Source organism: Chryseobacterium pennae (assembly GCF_003385515.1).
GTDB lineage: Bacteria > Bacteroidota > Bacteroidia > Flavobacteriales > Weeksellaceae > Chryseobacterium > Chryseobacterium pennae.
This window is the reverse complement of the sequence record NZ_QNVT01000001.1, coordinates 518,501-537,750: the sequence shown is the minus strand read 5'-3', so window position 1 is coordinate 537,750 and position 19,250 is coordinate 518,501. Positions and strand designations below refer to the sequence as shown.

Sequence of the window (19,250 nt, the reverse complement as noted above, 5' to 3'; positions counted from 1 at the left end):
GAATGCCTTTCAGTAATATTTTTTTTACAGAAGGGCATTTGTCATAGTATTTTTGATCCAGAAATAATAACCATGAAAACACAAGGACATAAAATATTCTTCCTGATAGCTCTCATAACCTTTGCCCTGGGATATTCCCAGATAAAGATATCAGGAAAGGTAACCTATAAAAATAAAGGAATAAGTGAAGTAAATATTACCTTAAAAGATACTTATGACGGAGCGACTACAGACGCGCAGGGCAATTTCTCCTTCGAAACTTCAGAAAAAGGAAGTCATAAAATAACTTTTACCCATCCTAAATATGAAGACATTGAGAAAGAGATTGGTATTGAAAATCAGGATATAATAATTAATGCAGATCTTAAAGAGCAAATCAGTGAAATAGATGCCGTAGTGGTTTCTGCAGGTTCTATAGAAGCCAGTGACAGAAAGAGAGCAACGGCCTTGCTTAGTCCTCTTGATATTTATACCACTGCCGGGGCAGACGGACAGATAACATCGGCTTTAACCTATCTCCCTGGTGTGCAGAAAGTAGGAGAGTCTGAAGGTCTTTTCATCAGAGGAGGAACAGCTTCTGAATCCAAAATTTTTATGGATGGAAGTCTTATTAATAATTACTTTTCGAACTCTGTTCCCGGAATTGCAGGAAGAGATCAGTTCAATACTTCTCTTTTTAAAGGAAATATTTTTTCAAGTGGTGGATATTCAGCGTTGTACGGTCAGGCTCTTTCAGGAGCTTTAATGTTGGAAAGTGTTGATCTGCCAGATCAGAGTTCTTATAACTTCGGGGTTTCTCCTATTTTTCTGAGCGGTGGATTTCAAAAACTGGGAGAACAAAAAAATTATTCATACGGTGCCTCTCTGGGCTATTCTCTTCTGAGTCTTATGCAGAATGTTTTCCATTTTAATACAGACTTTATTGATGCTCCGCAGGGGCTGAACGGAGATGTTAATTTTAGATTCAAAACAAAATCAGGTGGTTTTTTTAAATATTACGGAATGTTTAACTCCAATAAAATGGGTGTAAAAACAGAAAGTCTGGAACCGGAATATGAGTTTGGGCTTGTGAGGTTAAAAGGTAAAACGATGTATCATAATCTCTCTTTCAGACAAAAATTCGGAAAATATCTTCTGAATGTAGGAGGTTCTTACTCTTATAACCAGTCAGATCTTAATTTTTCTACAGAGACCAACGAGATAGAAGATAATCACACAAAATTGCTGACTGATGGAAATTATGTGAATTTTAAAACGGTTCTTGAAAGAAAAATCAACAGAATCAGTGCTGTAAGAGGTGGTTTTGAACTGAATAATACTAATGAAAACCTGAACTTTGAAACTGTTCAGAAAAATTATAAGGATTTGATTTCCTCTGCATTCATAGAAACGGACCTGGGATTTAGCAATGCACTGTCTGCAAAGATCGGAGTAAGAGCAGAAAACTCATCTTACTTGGGTAAAAGTAATATAGCTCCCCGTTTTGCACTGGCATACCGACTTTCCGATAAATGGACTACCAATATAGCTTATGGAATCTTCTACCAGAATCCAGAAAGCAAGTATATCAATGGGCCGGCAGCTCTTGATTTTCAGAAATCACAGCATTATATTTTCCAGCTTTTGAAAAGCTCAGAAGGAAGAAGCCTACGTTTTGAAGCTTTTTACAAAAAGTATGATCAGCTTATTAAAACCTATAGTATTCTGCCTGGAAAACAACAGAACCAACAGATTCAGACCGCTCTGAATAATGATGGATACGGATATGCAAAAGGCCTGGAATTGTTTTGGAGAGACAATAAAAAGACATTCAAAAATATAGATTACTGGGTAACGTATTCCTTTTTAGATTCAAAAAGAGATTTTATCAATTATCCCGTAAGTCTGAAACCCGGTTTTGCCGCAGAACATACACTTTCGGCAGTGGTGAAAAGATTCATTCCGGAATGGAAACTGGGCGTAAATTTATCCTATACCTATGCTAAAGGTCGCCCATACTATGATATTGCTACAGAGCTTAAAAATGGAGAAGCTGTTAACTATACAAGAAATGAAGGCAGGCTTAAAGATTATAATGCTTTGAATATTAGCTTTAATTATGTTCCCAGTATCGGAAAAAAAGATGCAAAATCATTTACTGTCTTTGTTTTGAGTATTTCAAACGTTCTTGGATCTAAAAATGTATACGGATACAATTTTTCAACCAACGGATCAAGAAGTTCAGCAGTAGTTCCTCCAGTAAATACTTTTGTCTTTGTAGGGGCCTTTTTCAGTTTTGGAGTCGATAAAACAGAAGATGCCATCAATAATAACTTATAAAAACATAACTTCGAATAAATAATTAACCAACTTTAAAATTTGATATCATGAAAAAATACCTTTTAAGTTTTGCTTTAGTTTTAATGAGCTTAACTGCTTTTGCACAGACAGATTATGAAAAAGTAATGGCTGAAAAAATTGCAAAAATAGAAACCTGTAAAACCCCTGAAGATTTTCAGACACTGTCTAATGATTTCCAAAGAATAGGAAGTAAAGAAAGTTCGCAGTGGTTACCTCCATATTATGCTGCATTTTCTCAAATCCAAAAAGGAAGAGTGATGATGAGAAACGGCAATACTCAGGATCTGGATGGGGTGGCAGCACAGGCTGAAAAATATCTTGGTACCGCACAAAGTCTTGCCGGAGCAGATAATGCTGAGATTCACCTGTTGAAAAAGATGGCTTATTCTCTAAGAATGATGGTTAACCCGCAGCAACGTTTCATGACAGATGGAGCAAGAGCTTCAGAAGAACTCAGCAGAGCCGAAAAATTAGATCCTTCAAATCCGAGAATTACCCTTATTAAAGCTGAAGATATCTATTTTACACCCGAGCAGTACGGAGGAAGCAAAAGCAAAGGGGTAGAAATGTTTAAAGAAGCAATCACAAAATTTAATGCATATAAGCCTAAAACGTCTCTGGATCCGAATTGGGGAAGAGGAGAAGCAGAATACTTTATGAGTTTACCAACAGAAAATAAAAAATAATCTAATAGAGACTCCCAATAAGTCAAAAAATAAGACCTTGTAGTCTAATTATGAAAAAGCACCCTACCGCAAAGGTGCTTTTTAATGTTTTTATACAAATGGAAGGGTTATTTTCATTAAAATATTTGTTTTTCAATGAATAATTTATTGGGTAATATTTTTTGATTATTGAATTGTTAATTTGCCATCCGTGACACTCTATTGAGATATACCATTCAGGGATAAAAATGAACCCTTCGGTAAGAAATAGTTTTTGGTACCTATAATAAAAGCTAATTTTGAATCAAGAAAACGAATCATGAAGCGTAAAGATATTATAACAATGTTTTGGATCTCATTCATCGTCTCTATGTTTTTCTTTTTTGCCTTTACAGGAGAGAAAAATCTGGAAAACTTTGGACTTACTATTCTCATCTCATTATTGTATACCGTTGTGTTGGGAGGAGGAAATGGATTTTTGAATAATTTTCTCAACAAAAGATTTCCCTGGTCTGATGAAACCTCCAAAAGAGCAGTAATAAGTATTGTTTCCGTTATTGTTGTTAATATTATATTAGTCTATTTCTGTAATTATATTAATTTTATATTGATTCAGAAAGGAGCAACTACAGAAGAGTATTTTTCAGGGAAATATAATCTTGCCAATTGGTTTACCATCAATATAGCATTGCTTATTTCGGCCTTTCTTCATGCGAAAAGCTTTATGCAGGAACTGAAGAAGACTTCCAGAAAAGAAGTGGTGGAGCAGAAATTGATCGCAAAATCAGCCAATGCACAGTTTGAAAGTTTAAAAAACCAGCTGGACCCTCATTTCCTTTTTAATTCTTTAAATGTTCTGAGTTCTCTGATTGATGAAAATCCTCATCAGGCACAGAAGTTTACAGCTTCAATGTCAAAGATTTACCGGTATGTACTTGAACAGAAAGATAAAGAGCTGGTTACAGTGGAGGATGAAATAGAATTTGCCAAAACCTATTGTGATCTTTTAAAAACAAGATTCGAAGACAGTGTTGATTTTATCTTTGATGTTAAAAAAGAAGATTTCCGGAAATATGTAGTGCCTTTGTCACTGCAGCTATTGTTGGAAAACTGTATCAAACACAATTTTGCCACCTCTTCAAAGCCATTGATCATCAGAGTTTTTTCAGAAAATGATATCCTTTGCATTGAGAATAATTTACAGGTAAGGGAGCAGATCAAAGAAAGCTCCGGAATAGGATTGGCTAATATTGTGCAACGTTATTCTCTGCTTACTAAAAGGAATGTTTTCATAGAAAAGGCAGAAGATTATTTTAAAGTAAAACTTCCGATGTTGGCCAGTAAACCCAATATTGTCAGTGAACAGCCGGATAATGATCTTAAAGCTTATAAAAAAGCACAGAAGAGAATGAAAGAGATCAAAGATTTTTATATCAACCTGATTTCTTACTGTATTGTGATTCCCTTTTTGATCTTTATTAATTTTTTTACCAAAAGCACATTCCACTGGTTTTGGTTTCCGGTATTTGGCTGGGGAATTGGGGTAGCCACTCATGCATTTCAGGTGTTTGGAGTTGGAGAATCCTGGCAGGAAAAGAAGATTCGTGAAATTATGAATAATCAAAAAAATAATAACGATGGAAACATTTGACGAAAATGATATTCAATATCAGAAAGCTAAAAGATATGTTGAGAAATTAAGAGGCTTTTATGCCCATCTGTTTGTCTATATTGCCGTGAATGCAATGATTGTTTTTTACAATTATGACCAGCTGAAACCCGGAGAAAGCTATTTTCAGTTCAAAAATTTCTTTACGTTTACTTTCTGGGGAATCGGACTTGTAACCCACGCAGCAGTCGTTTTTTTATCAAAAAACAGCTATCTGCATACCTGGGAAGAGAAAAAGATCCGTCAGCTGATGAAAAAAGAGAAAAGAGATCTGTAAGATTAGAAAACCTACAGAATAACCAAACTGTCAGATTGCTGAAATAACAGATGATTTTCGGTCATATTTTGAATAAACCTTCTAATATCAATCAAAATGACTGCTTTACAGACCCTATATGTAATGTCCATGGTTGCATGGTTTTTAAGCGAGTTTTTTTATAAAAACATGCTGAAATCCGGTAAAGACGATAAAAAAGACAAAGATAAATCTACCCTTAATATTCTTTGGCTGGCCATTCCTTTTTCAATTGCCGCAGCCGTAATGATTTCCAATTTATCAACACTGCCGATAGCTCATGGAAACTGGATCATGTATGTAGGAGAGACCTTTATTCTTATCGGTATTATTTTCAGGTTTATTATTATCAGATCTTTAGGGAAATATTTTACCGTAGATGTTACCATTAAAGAAGATCACAAAATAAAAAAAGAAGGGTTTTATAAATACCTGAGACATCCCTCTTATGCATTTTCTTTACTGACGTCCCTTGGATTGGGGCTCTATCTTAATAACTGGATGTCCCTGGCTTTTGCTTTTATACCTCCGTTTTTAGCCTTTGCTTACAGAATTAAAATTGAAGAACAGGCTCTTGTAGAACGGTTCGGTGAGGAGTACATTACCTACAGAAAGAATACAAAGAAATTGATTCCATTTATTTTCTAAAGTTTAAAAAGTTCTTTTTTACCATTCAGGAAGCTTAATCTACCGTTCGGTAATATAAAATTGATTTGAGGCTCTTTTCCGACATACATTTGAATCAAGAAAAAAACAAATCAACCTTTAAAAAAAACAATTATGGAAACTTTTAATAAAGAAACAACTGCTTACGAAAGAGCATCAAAAAGAGTAAAAGAACTTAAAGAATTTTACGGGAATATTACTTCTTACTGTATTGTGATTTCCTTTTTAGCTTTTCTGAATCTTATAACATCTCCGGGATATTTATGGTTTTTATGGCCCATGCTTGGATGGGGAATCGGAATTGCATTTCACGCTGTAAATGTATTTGGAATCGGCAAAAGCTGGGAAGAAAAGAAAATAAAAGAGCTGATGGCTGAAGAGAAAGGAAAAATTAAAACATTATAATACCATAAAAAAAACAATAGATCATGAATTATAATACAGCATACAACAGAGTTCAGCAATTGAAAAAGTTTTATAAAAACCTGATGTGGTTTGGCATTATATCCCTAATTATTCTAGGAGACGATTGGTTTAATGATGAACTGCGTTACCAGATATTTGGCGGGCATTTATTTTTAGGGATCTGGGCATTGATTCTGATAATGAAAGCCACTTCATTATTTATTTTTAATGATGAATGGGAAAAGGAAATTATAGAAAAAGAAGTGGGGAAAAATAAAAAAACAATAGATCTTTAAACCTGGCTATTTTTTATCTAATTTTATTTGCCAAATTTTAAGAATAAAACTATCAACTTAATGATCAAAACCGTTATTATCGAAGATGAAAAACCTGCTTCAAGGAAACTAGAAAGAATGTTGAGTCATTTCTCTGATATTGAGGTGGTTGCTAAAATAGAATCAGTAGAAGAGGGGGTAGCCTGGTTTTCTGAAAATGGGCACCCACAGCTGATCTTTTCAGATATTGTTCTTGGAGACGGATTGTCATTCGATATCTTTGAAAAAGCACCTACCAAAGGCTTTATTATTTACACGACAGCATTTGATCAGTATACCTTAAAAGCTTTTAAATTAAACAGTATCGATTATCTGCTGAAACCAATTCTTGAAGAAGATCTTTCAGGAGCTGTAGAGAAGTTTAAATCATTCATTCCCTCCAATAACGATATTGGATCCCAGGATATCAAGCAACTGATCAGAAAAGAAAAATCTGTTCTTTCAAGGGTTTTAGTGAAAATTGGTTATAACCTGAAAATTGTCCAGACCCATGAAATAAGTTGTTTTTTCAGTGAAAATAAGATCGTTTATCTTCAGACTGAAGACCGTTATTATCCATCAGATTTTACCTTGGATGAACTCGAAGATATTCTGGATGAGAAAAAGTTTTTTCGGGTTAACAGGCAGTTTATCATCAATTCTGATTATATCAGAAATATCCATACTTCACCCTATTATAAAGTAGACCTTGAATTTCAGCCTCAGGAAGAAATTACCATAAGCCGGGACCGTGTCAAAGACTTTAAAGACTGGCTTGTAAGCTAACTCTAAAAAACTTAACCATGGAACTTATATTATTTCTTTTCAAGCTCTTTCTCTCCATTTTCTAGCATGATTATCGGGTATAAAAATCACTGGCAGATTTAGTGAACTGATGAAAAGCCGCTGTTATTTCAGTCTTATGCTTGTGAGTCAGCGGAAAAGGAACCATATGGGAATACTCAAATGGGAAATCCTTAATTTCAACCTCCACATTGATATTTCTGTAGCCTCCCTGTAGTGTATTTAAGGCTTCCATAGGTGGAGCAACGCTATCTTTTTCCAATACATAAGCCTTTATCTGGGATTGGATCTCATTAATTCTTTCCTCTCTTTCCCTTTGAAAATAATTGTAACGGAGCATCTTTTTGAACCAGCTTTCCTGCGGGTGAAGATCATCATCCTGATAATGCTTCAGCCTGTGATCAAACTTAAAATCAGAGCTTAGCAATTCTGTAAATACAGCCTGCATTTTAATCGTAGCCTGAGAATCCATGATGTATTTCGAAATCGGAAACATCCGGTCAATAGTCATGCCCCCACAAAAACAAAAAACTCTGGATTGAGTGAAAAAGCTATATGGATCAGTCATTTTAATGATCATAGAGAGGAAAGAGCCTATGGAATATCCAAAAAGATCAAGGCTTGCATTCTGCGCAATGCTCTTGATTTTATCGGCTTTAATATCTTTTACTACTTCGATGATATCAGAATAAGTCTGCAGTCCTGACCAGAAAATCCTCTGGGGATGCGCTTCCAATCTGGAACTTGTTGCAGCATTTACATATGAAAAATGAGTGTTTTCAGGATATTTTTCCTTTCTGAACTTTACAATCTCTGTCATCTGATGACGGTCACTCCAGATCGCCTCCGCCCGGTCCATGTGAAAGGCAATAGGGAAAAGCATGACTGCTTTACGGGTCTTCTGAGCCAATTCATAAGCCCATGGAAGGTACTTATCCCATTTCTTTTCATTAAGCCCATGGAAAAAGATGATACAGCCGTCAGCTGTTTCTATATCAGCCCTTTTAAGAATATGATACTCAAATTTTTTATTGCATTCAATATCAAAATCTTTAATGTCTATCGAAGGTTGATCATATACCGGATAGGCATTTTCATTAATTTTCAGGGGCTGATGATGGGTAGGGCAATCCAGATTATCCGAGCCATGAAGCAGGTCCGAAGCTCTGGATTCAAAAGAAATAGATTCAATAGTAACGTTTAATTCTCCGATTTCCACAACCTCTTTTCCGGAATCAAAATGATTTTTCAAAACTTCATACAATTCATAATATTCCATAGCAAGATGATTGAAGGTTCATATTTAGAACTATGAAATTATGTAATTATTATGGTAAAGGATTGATATATAAAGGATAAATGTATTCCAGGCATAAGATCCGTACAATAAACCCGAAACAGCTCTGCTTCAGGTGGATCTGGTGAATAGATCGTGACTTTATTCTTTTTTCTTTTCATCAGCAATGGTTCCATATTGCTGAACCATGACAGAAGTAAGTGCTGCAAGGATCAGACAGATAAAAAGATCAGATTTTTCCGGATGATAGATGGCCTGGTAAATATTATAGCCTAACAGCATAGACACGACAAAGATCAGAACCGTGTTGGCTGATGCATACTGATTGTGGGTAGTAGGAGTTTTCATAATGATTTTTTTATTGTTATTTACCGGGTAAGTATGACAATTCAAAAAACGTTACAGAAAAATTAAAAAAAATAAAAATCTTCATTCTCATATCCCGAAAACCCATACCTCTTCTACCTGTAATCAATTCTGTTAGAGTCAGTATCCTCAAGTTGTTTAAGAATAGAGTCCGGAATTTCATCACTGTCGATGGGGAAGCTGATGGAATCGGAAATAAAATTTTTTCGGTCTGCTTTCCGGAAGATTTCAAACAAGGCAATAGGCTCCTGGTTAAAACTTATGCAAGTGCTGATGAAATGGAGCTCATGAAGCTTATAGTCTGGGTTTTTAAGCTTTTCTTTGCTGTCTTTTATCCTTGAAATAAAATGCCTTTGTCGGATAAAAGTATTGCTGTTCATAATGATAAAAACATAATCGGAATAAGCGGTAACCTTTCCGAAATATTTGTGATGATCTCCACCGCTCCTTTCTATAAAATATTCTCCTGTAGTTTCAGACTTGTAAATTTCCATCGCTGAACGCCAGATCCGGTCTTCTTTGGCTTGTGTAGGATTTTCCGGTAGATTTCTGTTATAAGAATACCAGCAGCCTGCCAAACGTTCTAGCAGAGCTGTATTCAGATTCACTTTATCCATATCAATTTTAAGGTCATTGAAATTGAAAAGCTCAGTATTGGAGTTGATGAAATCAATGTAATTTGAATAGCCTAAAGCTTTCACAATCTGGCTTAATTTGGCAAGATTAGGCCGGCTTAAGAGTGCATTTTCATTCTGATTGATTTTTTTCAGCTTGTTAATTATCAGGTGTTCATAGAGATAATTAGTTCCCAAAAGGTCAGGGTTCTTCTTTATTTCCTTTTCTGAATGCTCCTGAATGATAAGGTCATTAAGTTCAGCACAGATATAGGACCATTCGGTTTTGGTCACATCTTCCCAATGGTTTTTCTTTAAAAAATGCTGACTCAAGAAATTCATCAGTTTCTCAAGATGCAGAATATCTTCCTTTTTCATACTTTGATTTTGTAAGACTAATTTAAGATTTTTATCAAACCAAATAAGATTTTTGAAAGATTTTTATATTTTAAAATCCATTGATATTTGAGTAGAAAAACAAAAGAAAAACAATGGAAACAAGAATGATTTTAAAAGATGAGTCCCTTTGGACTAGGATTCAAGGATTTTCACTGGATGCTTCCGATGCTGATTTTCCTTTTTCGAAAAAGCTGGCAAAAGAAGAGAACTGGAGCATAGATTTTACCAGAAAAGCGATTGAAGAGTACAAAAAATTTGTCTACCTCTGCTGTATCCTTCCCAAAGGAGCTTCCCCAAGTGAAATCGTAGATAAAGTCTGGCATATGCACTTGATCTATACCCAGAATTATTGGGAAGAGTTTTGCCCAGATATTTTAAAAAGACCCTTACATCATCATCCTTCAAAAGGAGGTTTTAATGAAAAAATGAAGCATCATCATTGGTTTTCAACTACTTTGAAAAATTATAAAGATGTCTTCCAGTCTGATGCTCCTCAGGATATTTGGTTCAATGGGGATGCGATTGAAAATAAAAAAAGTAAGTCACGAATGTGGAAATGGATTCCGTTCCTGATGGTAATCTTAACGTTGAGTTCCTGCCTTGGAGAGGTGATCATTACCATTGGTTCCATATTTCTTTCCTTCGCAGGAATTATCATTTTTGGAGCAATCATAGCTTTCATTAAGCAGATTAAAGAGATTCAAGTTGAAAATAAAGAAAATCCCGGTTCAGATAGTGGGGGAAATAGTGGTAGTTGCAGCGGAGGGAGCAGTTGCAGTAGTGGAAGCAGCTGTGGCAGTGGTTGCGGTGGAGGTGGAGGATGTGGGGGCTGTGGCGGATAAAAATGAATAATTTAAAATAAAAATGAATTATGAAAAAGCTAATCATCCATTCTGTCCCGGTTGTAATAAGTGGTCTATGGCTTGTTACTGAATGTAAAACATTCAATCCGATTACCCTAAAAGGACCTGATTTTTTAAAATTCTACCTGATCCTGGTTCTTGGATTCTACCTCTCCGTTTTTATTTTAAAATTATTTGCAGAAAGAGCTTCACAGATTACATTTTATTTTCTAATACTAATTGGCGGTTTGGGAATTGTCAAACTGATCCGGGGAATTATATTAGGAAAACCTGTTGGATTCTTAATTATGATTTTGATTGTGGAACTGATTGTAACGCTTTTGTTAACAACGTTTCCGCCCAAAGATGAGTTCAGAAAATAATTCCAAAAACAAACCCGAAACAGAAAATGCTTCGGGCTTGATGATATCATTAAGTATTGATGTTAATATAATCTGGCTACTAAGAAATTACACCACTTCCAATCAGCTCTTCATCAATATACCATGAAGCGAACTGTCCTTCAGCGATGGCAGATTGCGGTTCTTCAAATTCAACATAAAAATCATTTTCAAACTGGTAAAGAGTAGCTTTCTGCAAAGACTGTCTGTATCTGAATCTGGCCATTACTTCCATAGATTCTCCATTTTGAAGTCTCATATCCTCACGTACCCAATGAAGTTCAGACTTGTCTATTTTTAATGCCTTTTTGTATAGTCCTGGGAAATGGCTTCCTTCTCCTACGAAAATAATATTGTTTTCCATGTCTCTGGAAACAATGAAACAGCTTTCTTTATGGCCACCAATTCCTAATCCTCTACTTTGTCCGATCGTGAAAAATTGAGCACCCTGATGCTTCCCAATAACTTTTCCGTCAGCTTTTTTATAATTGATCTTTCTGGATAAGAAGCTAAGTTCTTCTTCCTTGGTTGAAAACTCAGGAGCTACTTCAGCAAATAAAGGGGAATCTTTGAAAATTTCTACGATTTCTCCCTCGTTTGGCTTCAGTTGCTGTTGCAGAAACTGAGGTAAGCTAACCTTTCCAATAAAACATAATCCCTGGGAATCCTTTTTATCAGCCGTTACCAACCCGATTTCTTTTGCAATTTCTCTAACCTGAGGTTTGGTAAGTTCACCGATAGGGAATAAAGCTTTTGACAATTGATCCTGGCTTAGCTGGCAAAGGAAATAGGACTGATCTTTATTATTATCCTTTCCTGCCAAAAGATGGAAGATTTCTTTTCCGTTTTCATCAATAGTAGAATCTACTCTTGCATAATGCCCTGTAGCCACTTTATCAGCACCTAAAGACATGGCGGTCTTCATAAAAACATCGAATTTGACTTCTCTGTTACATAAAACATCAGGATTCGGAGTTCTACCTTTTTGATATTCATCGAACATATAATCTACAATACGTTCCTTATAAAGTTCGCTCATATCAATTACCTGGAAAGGAATTCCAAGTTTTTGAGCCACCATAAGGGCGTCATTGCTGTCCTCAATCCAGGGACATTCATCTTCTAAAGTTACCGAAGCATCATTCCAGTTTCTCATAAACAAAGCCACTACTTCATGACCTTGCTGTTGTAGCAAATGTGCTGTAACACTTGAATCTACACCTCCGGAGAGGCCTACTACTACTTTCATTGTATTTCAATTTTACGAAACTCTTAACGGGAGTTCTTAGTTTGACGCGGCAAAAATACAACTAAATAAATTCGTAAAAAAACCATAATTTTAAACATTGATAAAAACGATGTTAATATAAAAACACCATTAATAACGTTTTTTGAATGGTAAGCACAGACAAAAATGTGTTTATTTATACCTTACCTTAGAACAAAATAAAATATTTAATATGAAAAAGTTTATTATTTCCATGATGCTGATCGTTTCGGGATCTGCATTTTCCCAGGTTTCAATAGGTGCTCCGGTGCAGGAAAGCAATAAATGGACCTTTGGTGGAGGGATAGGTCTTGGATTCGGAAGCAACAGTTCATTTTATCTGCAGGCGTCTCCAAGAGTAGGATACCGTCTTACCGAAGATCTTGAAGCTGGAGCTGTGGGAAGTGTTTCCTGGCAGACCTCAGATTATTATAGATCCACGATGTTTGGAATAGGACCCTTCGCTAATTATTATATTGCACGGTCGTTTTATTTAAGTGCAAACTTCCAGCATTACTTCATCAATTATAAAGATAAATATTACGATTATAAATACAACCGGGAAGAAAATGCATTATATCTTGGTGGCGGATATATGCAGAGAATCGGGAATAATTCTTTTATGCAGATCGGTTTGATGTATAATGTACTTTGGAAAGAAAATTCAAGCGTATTTTCAAATGGTTTGGTCCCGAATATCGGATTTGTGGTGGGGCTTTAAATAAAATTTAAAAAAGTAATGATATCAAAATAAGAACTCCGTTTTTCGGAGTTTTTTTATGGATTAATGAAAAATAAAAAGGGTGTTTTTTGTTTCTGGTTTCGAATATTATTCATTTTTATGATCTCATGTTCACATTTTAGAAGCATAAAAGTTGAGTGAAATCAAGGTTTTTTTCGTTTTAAAGGGAAATATTGCAAAAAAAATTAAAATGCAATTGATTAAATTTCAATAATGTAAGTGCTTATTAATTCACAAAGTGGTTAATTATTTAAAAAAAACACTTTGTGAACGCCCTATTTTTGCTAGTTTTACCCGATTTTTAAAAAAAATATGAAGAAAACTAAAAACCTATTTTACCTCTTACTATTATTCGTAGGAGTAACCTCTTGTAAACAAGAAGAATTACTTGAAAGGGGAGATCAGCAAAAAGAATTCAGTCTTTTTCGATATGAAAACGAGAAACAGTCCAAAAGTTCTCAGGGAAGCTCATCGCTAGGGAGAGCTTATGCTTTAGATTTCCTGCAGGCCTTTTACTCTTATGATTTATTACATAGCACAAATTATACAGGGTTAAATGTCAAAGTTCCGGTTGGGGAGTCATATGTTAATTTCAGATTACATTCACAAGTAATTAAAGATGAAAAGGGAGATATCTTTATGTATTTTCCAACCATCAAGAATGAAAAAATTGATGAAATTTATTATGCCAGCATTAATAAACAAAATACACTATTAGGACTTTACAAATTAAAAAATATATCAAAAGGATATAGTGATATCGTTAAAGCTTTTGAAAATGCATATAAGCCTGCAGGAAATATAGCTTCTAAAAATGGTGGAGTTACTGACGTTGGAGAAGTTGTAATTACTGGCCCTTCAAACTCTTCAGATGATATGGGGATACTAACTCCGGGACAGTGCGAAATGTATGGCCAATGTAATAATGGCGGAGGCGGAAGCGGTGGCTCCAGTGGAGGAGGCGGCGGAGGCGGCGGAGGCGGTACTCCTGTACTTCCACCACCACCACCACCAACTGTTGCTATTTCAGACTTAGAGAATTACTTAAGCTGTTTAAATATCACTCAATCAGCTGATTTAACGGTTTATGCTGAGGAAATGTATGGCGGTCATGGAGTAGGGCATGCATTCATTTCAATAAAGCAAGGGAATAATGTGATGACTTATGGGTTTTATCCCAAATATGGATTCCCATCAAATGCATATGGAACAGGAGTATTCGGGGATGATGGCGGACATATTTATACGCATTCATGGAATGTAGGAACCATTTCTCCTACCCAATTACAACAGATTATTGCCGCTTCTAAAGCGTATTCTGCAAGTATTTATGATGTAGGTTTTAACAACTGTGCTGATTTTGCCCTGACTATGTTAGAGTATGCAGGAGTAAATACGAATGCTGCCGGAATTGATACTCCTAATACTGTAGCAAGGTTAATTGGCGGAACTGCTAAGCCAGGAACAGCTCCTTCTTCTAAGAAAACATGTAAATAAACCTCTATGAAAGGGCTTAAGATAATTTCTGTTATTTCTTTTTTACTGATTGGAGGAATTCAATTGCATGCAACAGTAAACCTGATTATGTTGCTGTTGTATATATATACATTGATACAGAATATTTTCTCGCCACCTCCGGTTTTGGACTCATCTTGGGAAAGCCTGTTGATTATTCCGATTATAGGAACAATCATTATATTTTTGTCATGCAAAAGATATACAGACAGATTTCTCTTATTAACATGTAGTGCAGGTTTGTTATTGACTCTAATTTTATTATCGGGAATCACTGATCCGGATAATTATACGAGAATCACATTTGGTTTTATTATTCCTTTTTTAGGGTTTATAATAAGCTCGTTGCTATTAATAGTTAAAATCTTCAAAACAAAAGAGGAAAGCTCTTTATAGAATACATTACAGGATAAGCTATATTTAAGAAGTCTTTCACTTATGTGGAGGCTTCTTTTTTAGATATATCCGAATACTTTCAGTTTTAAAAGCATGATTTTCCAGAGCTTAATTTAATCTGTTAAAAGCAAAAAGCACCAGGAAGTTCCCGGTGCTTTTCTATTGAAATTAAATTAATTATTTACGATTGAGAAGATTTTTCAGCAGCTGATGGCTTCTTAGGTTTAGAAGTTTTTCCTTCCAATCCGTCTTTCGCTTCATTCAGATCAAGAACTACAGTTTCACCCTCGTTCAATTGTTTGTTTACAAGCATTTCTGCCAATAAATCCTCAATATACTTCTGGATCGCTCTCTTCAGTGGTCTTGCTCCAAAGTCTTTATCCCATCCTTTTTCTGAAATAAAGTTTTTCGCTTCTTCTGTTAATTCCACTTTATAACCTAATTTTTCAAGTCTGCCATAAAGCTTGTTCAGTTCAATATCAATGATTTTCTTGATATCATCCTGTACCAGAGAGTTGAAGATCACAATGTCGTCAATTCTGTTTAGGAATTCAGGAGCAAATGCTTTTTTAAGTGCATTTTCAATGGTGCTTCTTGCTCTGGAGTCTGAAGTCGTTTTTTTAGCTGAAGTACCAAATCCTACACCATCTCCGAAATCTTTAAGATCTCTTGTTCCGATATTGGATGTAAGGATGATAATCGTATTTCTAAAGTCGATTTTTCTACCTAAGCTATCTGTAACGTGCCCTTCATCAAGAATTTGTAACAGGATATTGAAGACATCCGGGTGAGCTTTTTCAATCTCATCCAAAAGAACCACAGCATAAGGTTTTCTTCTTACCGCTTCAGTCAACTGGCCACCTTCTTCGTATCCAACATATCCCGGAGGCGCTCCAACCAATCTTGAAACCGCAAATTTCTCCATGTATTCACTCATGTCAATTCGGATAAGAGATTCATCGGATTCAAAAAGTTCTCTGGCCATTACCTTAGCCAACTCGGTTTTACCAACCCCGGTTGTACCCAGGAAGATAAATGTACCGATAGGACGGTTAGGATCCTTAAGACCAGCTCTGTTTCTTTGAATAGCCTTCACAACTTTCTTCACAGCTTCTTCCTGACCAATAACTTTTCCATTCAGTTTCTCATCCATCTGAGCCAATTTATCAAGCTCATTTTTACCAACCTTCGTTACAGGAACACCACTCATCATAGAAACCACTTCCGCTACATTTTCTTCGCTCACGGTTTCTTTTTTCTCTTTTACATCTTTATCCCATTTTTCCTGAGCAGCATTCAGCTCCATCTGAAGACGTTCCTCTTCATCTTTAAGCTTTCTGGCTTCAAGATAATCCTGTGCTTTTACTGCTTTCTGTTTCAGTTCCTTGATATCTTCAATTTTCTTTTCAAAATCAATGATCTTGGTAGGAACTTTCATGTTCTTGATGTAAACTCTTGAACCCGCTTCGTCCATAGCATCAATAGCTTTGTCCGGTAAGAAACGGTCTGTAATATATCTTGATGTCAGATTGACACACGCATTAATAGCTTCAGGAGTATAAACTACATTGTGATGTTCTTCATACTTATCCTTGATCTGGTTCAGAATCTGAATAGTTTCTTCAATAGAAGTAGGTTCCACCATTACTTTCTGGAATCTTCTTTCTAAAGCGCCGTCTTTTTCAATATACTGACGGTATTCATCAAGAGTAGTAGCCCCGATGCATTGAATTTCACCTCGTGCCAGTGCCGGTTTAAACATATTGGAGGCATCTAAACTTCCTGTAGAACTTCCTGCACCTACAATAGTGTGAAGCTCATCAATGAATAAGATGACATCTCTGTTTTTCTCCAGCTCGGTCATGATGGCCTTCATTCTTTCTTCAAACTGGCCACGGTATTTAGTTCCGGCTACTAAACTTGCCAGATCTAAAGTGATGACACGCTTTCCGTAAAGAACTCTTGACACTTTTTTCTGTTGAATTCTTAAAGCTAAACCTTCTGCAATTGCAGATTTACCAACTCCCGGCTCCCCGATAAGAAGTGGGTTGTTTTTCTTTCTACGGGATAAGATCTGAGACACTCTCTCAATTTCTTTTTCACGACCAATTACAGGGTCCAGTTTTCCATCTCTGGCCAAAGACGTTAAGTCTCTACCAAAGTTGTCCAAAGTAGGGGTCTTGCTTTTTGCTGAGCCTAAATTTCCTGTAGGCTTTCTCATTTGCTCGAATTCCTCTCTTTCATCATCGTCATCATAAGCACTCATCTGTGGTGACTGCCCGGAATTTTTAAGCATAGTCTGGTACTCTCTTGAAACACCTTCATAGTCGATGTCATAAGCTCCCAAAATATTTGAAGTAGGATCCTCATATTTATATAGAATACCTAAAAGCAAGTGAACGGTATTAATTTCATTGCTTTTGTATTGACGGCATTCTAACTCCGCACGTTTAATAGCATGATCTGCCATTTTGGTGAAAGAAATATTGGTAACCTCCTCAGAAATAGGATTAAGACTTGCTGTATTTAGAGTTTCAATTTTTCTTCTGATTTGTGTTAAATCCGCATTGAGGTTTTGAAGGATTTCTTTAGCAGAGTTTTCCGTTTTTATAATACCTAAAAGTAGATGTTCTGTATTAAGAAATTCACTTTTCAGCCTTTTAGCTTCGCTTTTGCTTTGTTTGAACACCTGGCTCAAACCTTGTGAAAACTTATAATCCATAATATATCTCATTAGAACAAAGGCAACATTACCTTTTATTCATTATCTAAATTACAAATATTTTACCAAAAATCAATTAATGACTTTATGGCAGTAAAAAATTTTATTATCTTCTTGAAAATGATTAAGTTTGTTATCCTTAAATATTCCTCATGAATCCCGAAATTACCACTTACGTCGGATACTCGGCCTCAGTTTTTATCGTGCTGAGTTTCATACTGAAAGATGTAAGAAAAATCAGAGTCGTTAACATGATCGGTTGTTTCTGCTTTGTCATTTATGGCTTCTTTAGCGGACCATTATGGCCGGTTATTATTCCTAACGGACTTATTTGCTTTATTCAGATCTATCATTTATTGCTTGGAAAGAAAGCGTAATGCAGAAAAAAATACTCACATCTGCCTTCAGTAATTTGTATACGGATCAGCGTATTGAAAAGGTATGCCAGACTTTATATCAGAATGGTTACAAGATTGAGCTGATAGGGAATGACTGGAATGGAGCTGAAGAAATGCTGCGTCCTTATCCATTTTCAAGGATCCATTTAGCTTCAAAAAGCCTGAAAACGGCTTATTTTGAATTTAACTGGAAACTGTACCATGAGCTCAGAAAAAAAGCAGATCAGAATACAATTCTTCATGCCAACGATATTGATGCGTTGTACCCCAATTATCTTATTGCTAAAAAGCTAAACATTCCATTAGTTTTTGACAGTCATGAAATTTTTTCAGAAATGCCTGCTGTTCAAGGCAAAATGTCACAAAAATTGTGGCGCTATATAGAAAAAACTGTCATTCCTGAACTGTCATGGATGATTACAGCGAGTGGAAGTTATGGAAAATGGTTTGAGAAAAAGTATGGTATACATCCTGTGGTGGTTCAGAATGCCCCCAAAAGTATAGACTTTACTATTGATATTCCCGAAAATAATCCTAAAATACTTTTATATCAGGGTGCTATCAATCCTTTCAGGGGAATTGATAAAGTAATCCTTGCTATGCATCATATAGATAATGTATTGTTGAAAATCGCAGGAGATGGTCCTAGAAAAAAAGAATATGAGGATCTTGTAATCAGGGAAAAACTTCAGAATAAAGTTCAGTTTCTGGGAAAATTAAAGCCGGAAGACTTAAGAAAAGTGACTGTAACTGCAGATTGTGGAATGAGCATTGAAGAAAATGGAGGTGACAGCTATCTCTATTCATTGCCTAATAAGGTGCTGGACTGTATTCAGGCTTGTGTTCCTTTAATTCTGTCAAATCTTCCTGAATTGCAGAATATTAAAAATCAGTTTGATGTAGGGGAGATTATCCAGGATCATCAGCCGGAAAATATTGCAGTTGCAGTGAAAAAGGTCTTAGATAGAGGGAGAGAGAACTATCTTGAAGAGCTCGAAAAAGCCTCAAAAGCACTTTGTTGGGAAAATGAAGAAATAAAGCTGTTGCAGGTTTTTCAGAAAGCATCTAATTCGTTAGGCTTTAAGTAATAGATTATATTCATGATGTGAAAAATATCTGAAACCAGTCTGCAC

Annotated in this window: 19 protein-coding genes; 14 read left to right on the top strand and 5 right to left on the bottom strand. The window is 35.6% G+C overall.

Going from position 1 to position 19,250, the window contains the following annotated elements:
* Positions 1 to 72: 72 nt before the first annotated feature.
* From DRF65_RS02520 to DRF65_RS02485, 8 genes are all read left to right on the top strand, one after another.
* Complete coding sequence (locus tag DRF65_RS02520; RefSeq protein WP_115968603.1) at positions 73 to 2,319, top strand: TonB-dependent receptor; 2,247 nt, start codon at positions 73 to 75, stop codon at positions 2,317 to 2,319.
* Positions 2,320 to 2,366: 47 nt separating this feature from the next.
* Positions 2,367 to 3,026: a hypothetical protein gene (locus DRF65_RS02515; RefSeq protein WP_115968601.1), complete on the top strand. Its 660-nt coding sequence runs from the start codon at positions 2,367 to 2,369 to the stop codon at positions 3,024 to 3,026.
* 298 nt (positions 3,027 to 3,324) lie between these two features.
* On the top strand, positions 3,325 to 4,656 hold the full coding sequence (locus DRF65_RS02510; RefSeq protein ID WP_115968599.1) for a 2TM domain-containing protein: 1,332 nt from the start codon (positions 3,325 to 3,327) through the stop codon (positions 4,654 to 4,656).
* A complete protein-coding gene (locus DRF65_RS02505) occupies positions 4,643 to 4,951 on the top strand; it encodes a 2TM domain-containing protein (protein WP_115968597.1) in 309 nt (102 codons plus the stop codon). The genes DRF65_RS02510 and DRF65_RS02505 overlap by 14 nt, the downstream gene beginning before the upstream one ends.
* Positions 4,952 to 5,047: 96 nt before the next feature.
* The gene (locus DRF65_RS02500) at positions 5,048 to 5,617 is read left to right on the top strand and encodes a methyltransferase family protein (protein WP_115968595.1); all 570 of its coding nucleotides are present in this window, start codon (positions 5,048 to 5,050) and stop codon (positions 5,615 to 5,617) included.
* A gap of 132 nt (positions 5,618 to 5,749) precedes the next feature.
* Entirely contained in the window at positions 5,750 to 6,040 is a 291-nt protein-coding gene (locus DRF65_RS02495; protein ID WP_115968593.1) for a 2TM domain-containing protein, read from the top strand.
* A 23-nt stretch (positions 6,041 to 6,063) separates the two neighbouring features.
* On the top strand, positions 6,064 to 6,336 hold the full coding sequence (locus DRF65_RS02490) for a 2TM domain-containing protein (RefSeq protein ID WP_115968591.1): 273 nt from the start codon (positions 6,064 to 6,066) through the stop codon (positions 6,334 to 6,336).
* Between the two features lie 60 nt (positions 6,337 to 6,396).
* Positions 6,397 to 7,140 carry a LytR/AlgR family response regulator transcription factor gene (locus DRF65_RS02485; protein WP_115968589.1) on the top strand — a complete coding sequence of 248 codons (744 nt, stop codon included), beginning with the start codon at positions 6,397 to 6,399 and terminating at the stop codon, positions 7,138 to 7,140.
* 70 nt (positions 7,141 to 7,210) lie between these two features.
* Here the strand turns inward: DRF65_RS02485 and DRF65_RS02480 are convergent, their stop codons facing one another.
* The 3 genes from DRF65_RS02480 to DRF65_RS02470 all read right to left on the bottom strand — a co-directional run bounded on the left by DRF65_RS02480 (position 7,211) and on the right by DRF65_RS02470 (position 9,813).
* The gene (locus DRF65_RS02480; protein ID WP_115968587.1) at positions 7,211 to 8,437 is read right to left on the bottom strand and encodes a DUF6051 family protein; all 1,227 of its coding nucleotides are present in this window, start codon (positions 8,435 to 8,437) and stop codon (positions 7,211 to 7,213) included.
* 159 nt (positions 8,438 to 8,596) lie between these two features.
* On the bottom strand, positions 8,597 to 8,803 hold the full coding sequence (locus tag DRF65_RS02475; protein WP_115968681.1) for a hypothetical protein: 207 nt from the start codon (positions 8,801 to 8,803) through the stop codon (positions 8,597 to 8,599).
* Between the two features lie 113 nt (positions 8,804 to 8,916).
* On the bottom strand, positions 8,917 to 9,813 hold the full coding sequence (locus DRF65_RS02470) for a hypothetical protein (protein ID WP_115968585.1): 897 nt from the start codon (positions 9,811 to 9,813) through the stop codon (positions 8,917 to 8,919).
* Positions 9,814 to 9,926: 113 nt separating this feature from the next.
* Between DRF65_RS02470 and DRF65_RS02465 the strand changes: the two genes are divergently transcribed.
* Complete coding sequence (locus tag DRF65_RS02465; protein WP_115968583.1) at positions 9,927 to 10,676, top strand: glycine-rich domain-containing protein; 750 nt, start codon at positions 9,927 to 9,929, stop codon at positions 10,674 to 10,676.
* Positions 10,677 to 10,705: 29 nt separating this feature from the next.
* On the top strand, positions 10,706 to 11,059 hold the full coding sequence (locus DRF65_RS02460; RefSeq protein ID WP_115968581.1) for a hypothetical protein: 354 nt from the start codon (positions 10,706 to 10,708) through the stop codon (positions 11,057 to 11,059).
* 79 nt (positions 11,060 to 11,138) lie between these two features.
* Here the strand turns inward: DRF65_RS02460 and mnmA are convergent, their stop codons facing one another.
* The gene (mnmA, locus tag DRF65_RS02455; protein WP_115968580.1) at positions 11,139 to 12,326 is read right to left on the bottom strand and encodes a tRNA 2-thiouridine(34) synthase MnmA; all 1,188 of its coding nucleotides are present in this window, start codon (positions 12,324 to 12,326) and stop codon (positions 11,139 to 11,141) included.
* Between the two features lie 211 nt (positions 12,327 to 12,537).
* On the opposite strand from mnmA, the gene DRF65_RS02450 reads away from it, so the two are divergent.
* Together DRF65_RS02450 and DRF65_RS28725 are read left to right on the top strand one after the other, a co-directional pair.
* Entirely contained in the window at positions 12,538 to 13,065 is a 528-nt protein-coding gene (locus DRF65_RS02450) for a hypothetical protein (RefSeq protein WP_115968578.1), read from the top strand.
* A gap of 333 nt (positions 13,066 to 13,398) precedes the next feature.
* Positions 13,399 to 14,583 (top strand): hypothetical protein, encoded by a 1,185-nt coding sequence (locus DRF65_RS28725; RefSeq protein WP_185148446.1) that lies wholly within the window; start codon positions 13,399 to 13,401, stop codon positions 14,581 to 14,583.
* A 595-nt stretch (positions 14,584 to 15,178) separates the two neighbouring features.
* On the opposite strand, the gene DRF65_RS02435 is transcribed toward DRF65_RS28725, so the two are convergent.
* On the bottom strand, positions 15,179 to 17,719 hold the full coding sequence (locus DRF65_RS02435) for an ATP-dependent Clp protease ATP-binding subunit (protein WP_115968573.1): 2,541 nt from the start codon (positions 17,717 to 17,719) through the stop codon (positions 15,179 to 15,181).
* 152 nt (positions 17,720 to 17,871) lie between these two features.
* Here DRF65_RS02435 and DRF65_RS02430 point away from each other — a divergent pair, with 152 nt between their 5' ends.
* Both DRF65_RS02430 and DRF65_RS02425 read left to right on the top strand, forming a co-directional pair.
* A complete protein-coding gene (locus DRF65_RS02430) occupies positions 17,872 to 18,096 on the top strand; it encodes a uroporphyrinogen decarboxylase (RefSeq protein ID WP_115968571.1) in 225 nt (74 codons plus the stop codon).
* Positions 18,096 to 19,205: a glycosyltransferase gene (locus tag DRF65_RS02425; RefSeq protein ID WP_115968570.1), complete on the top strand. Its 1,110-nt coding sequence runs from the start codon at positions 18,096 to 18,098 to the stop codon at positions 19,203 to 19,205. The genes DRF65_RS02430 and DRF65_RS02425 overlap by 1 nt, the downstream gene beginning before the upstream one ends.
* Positions 19,206 to 19,250: the final 45 nt, after the last annotated feature.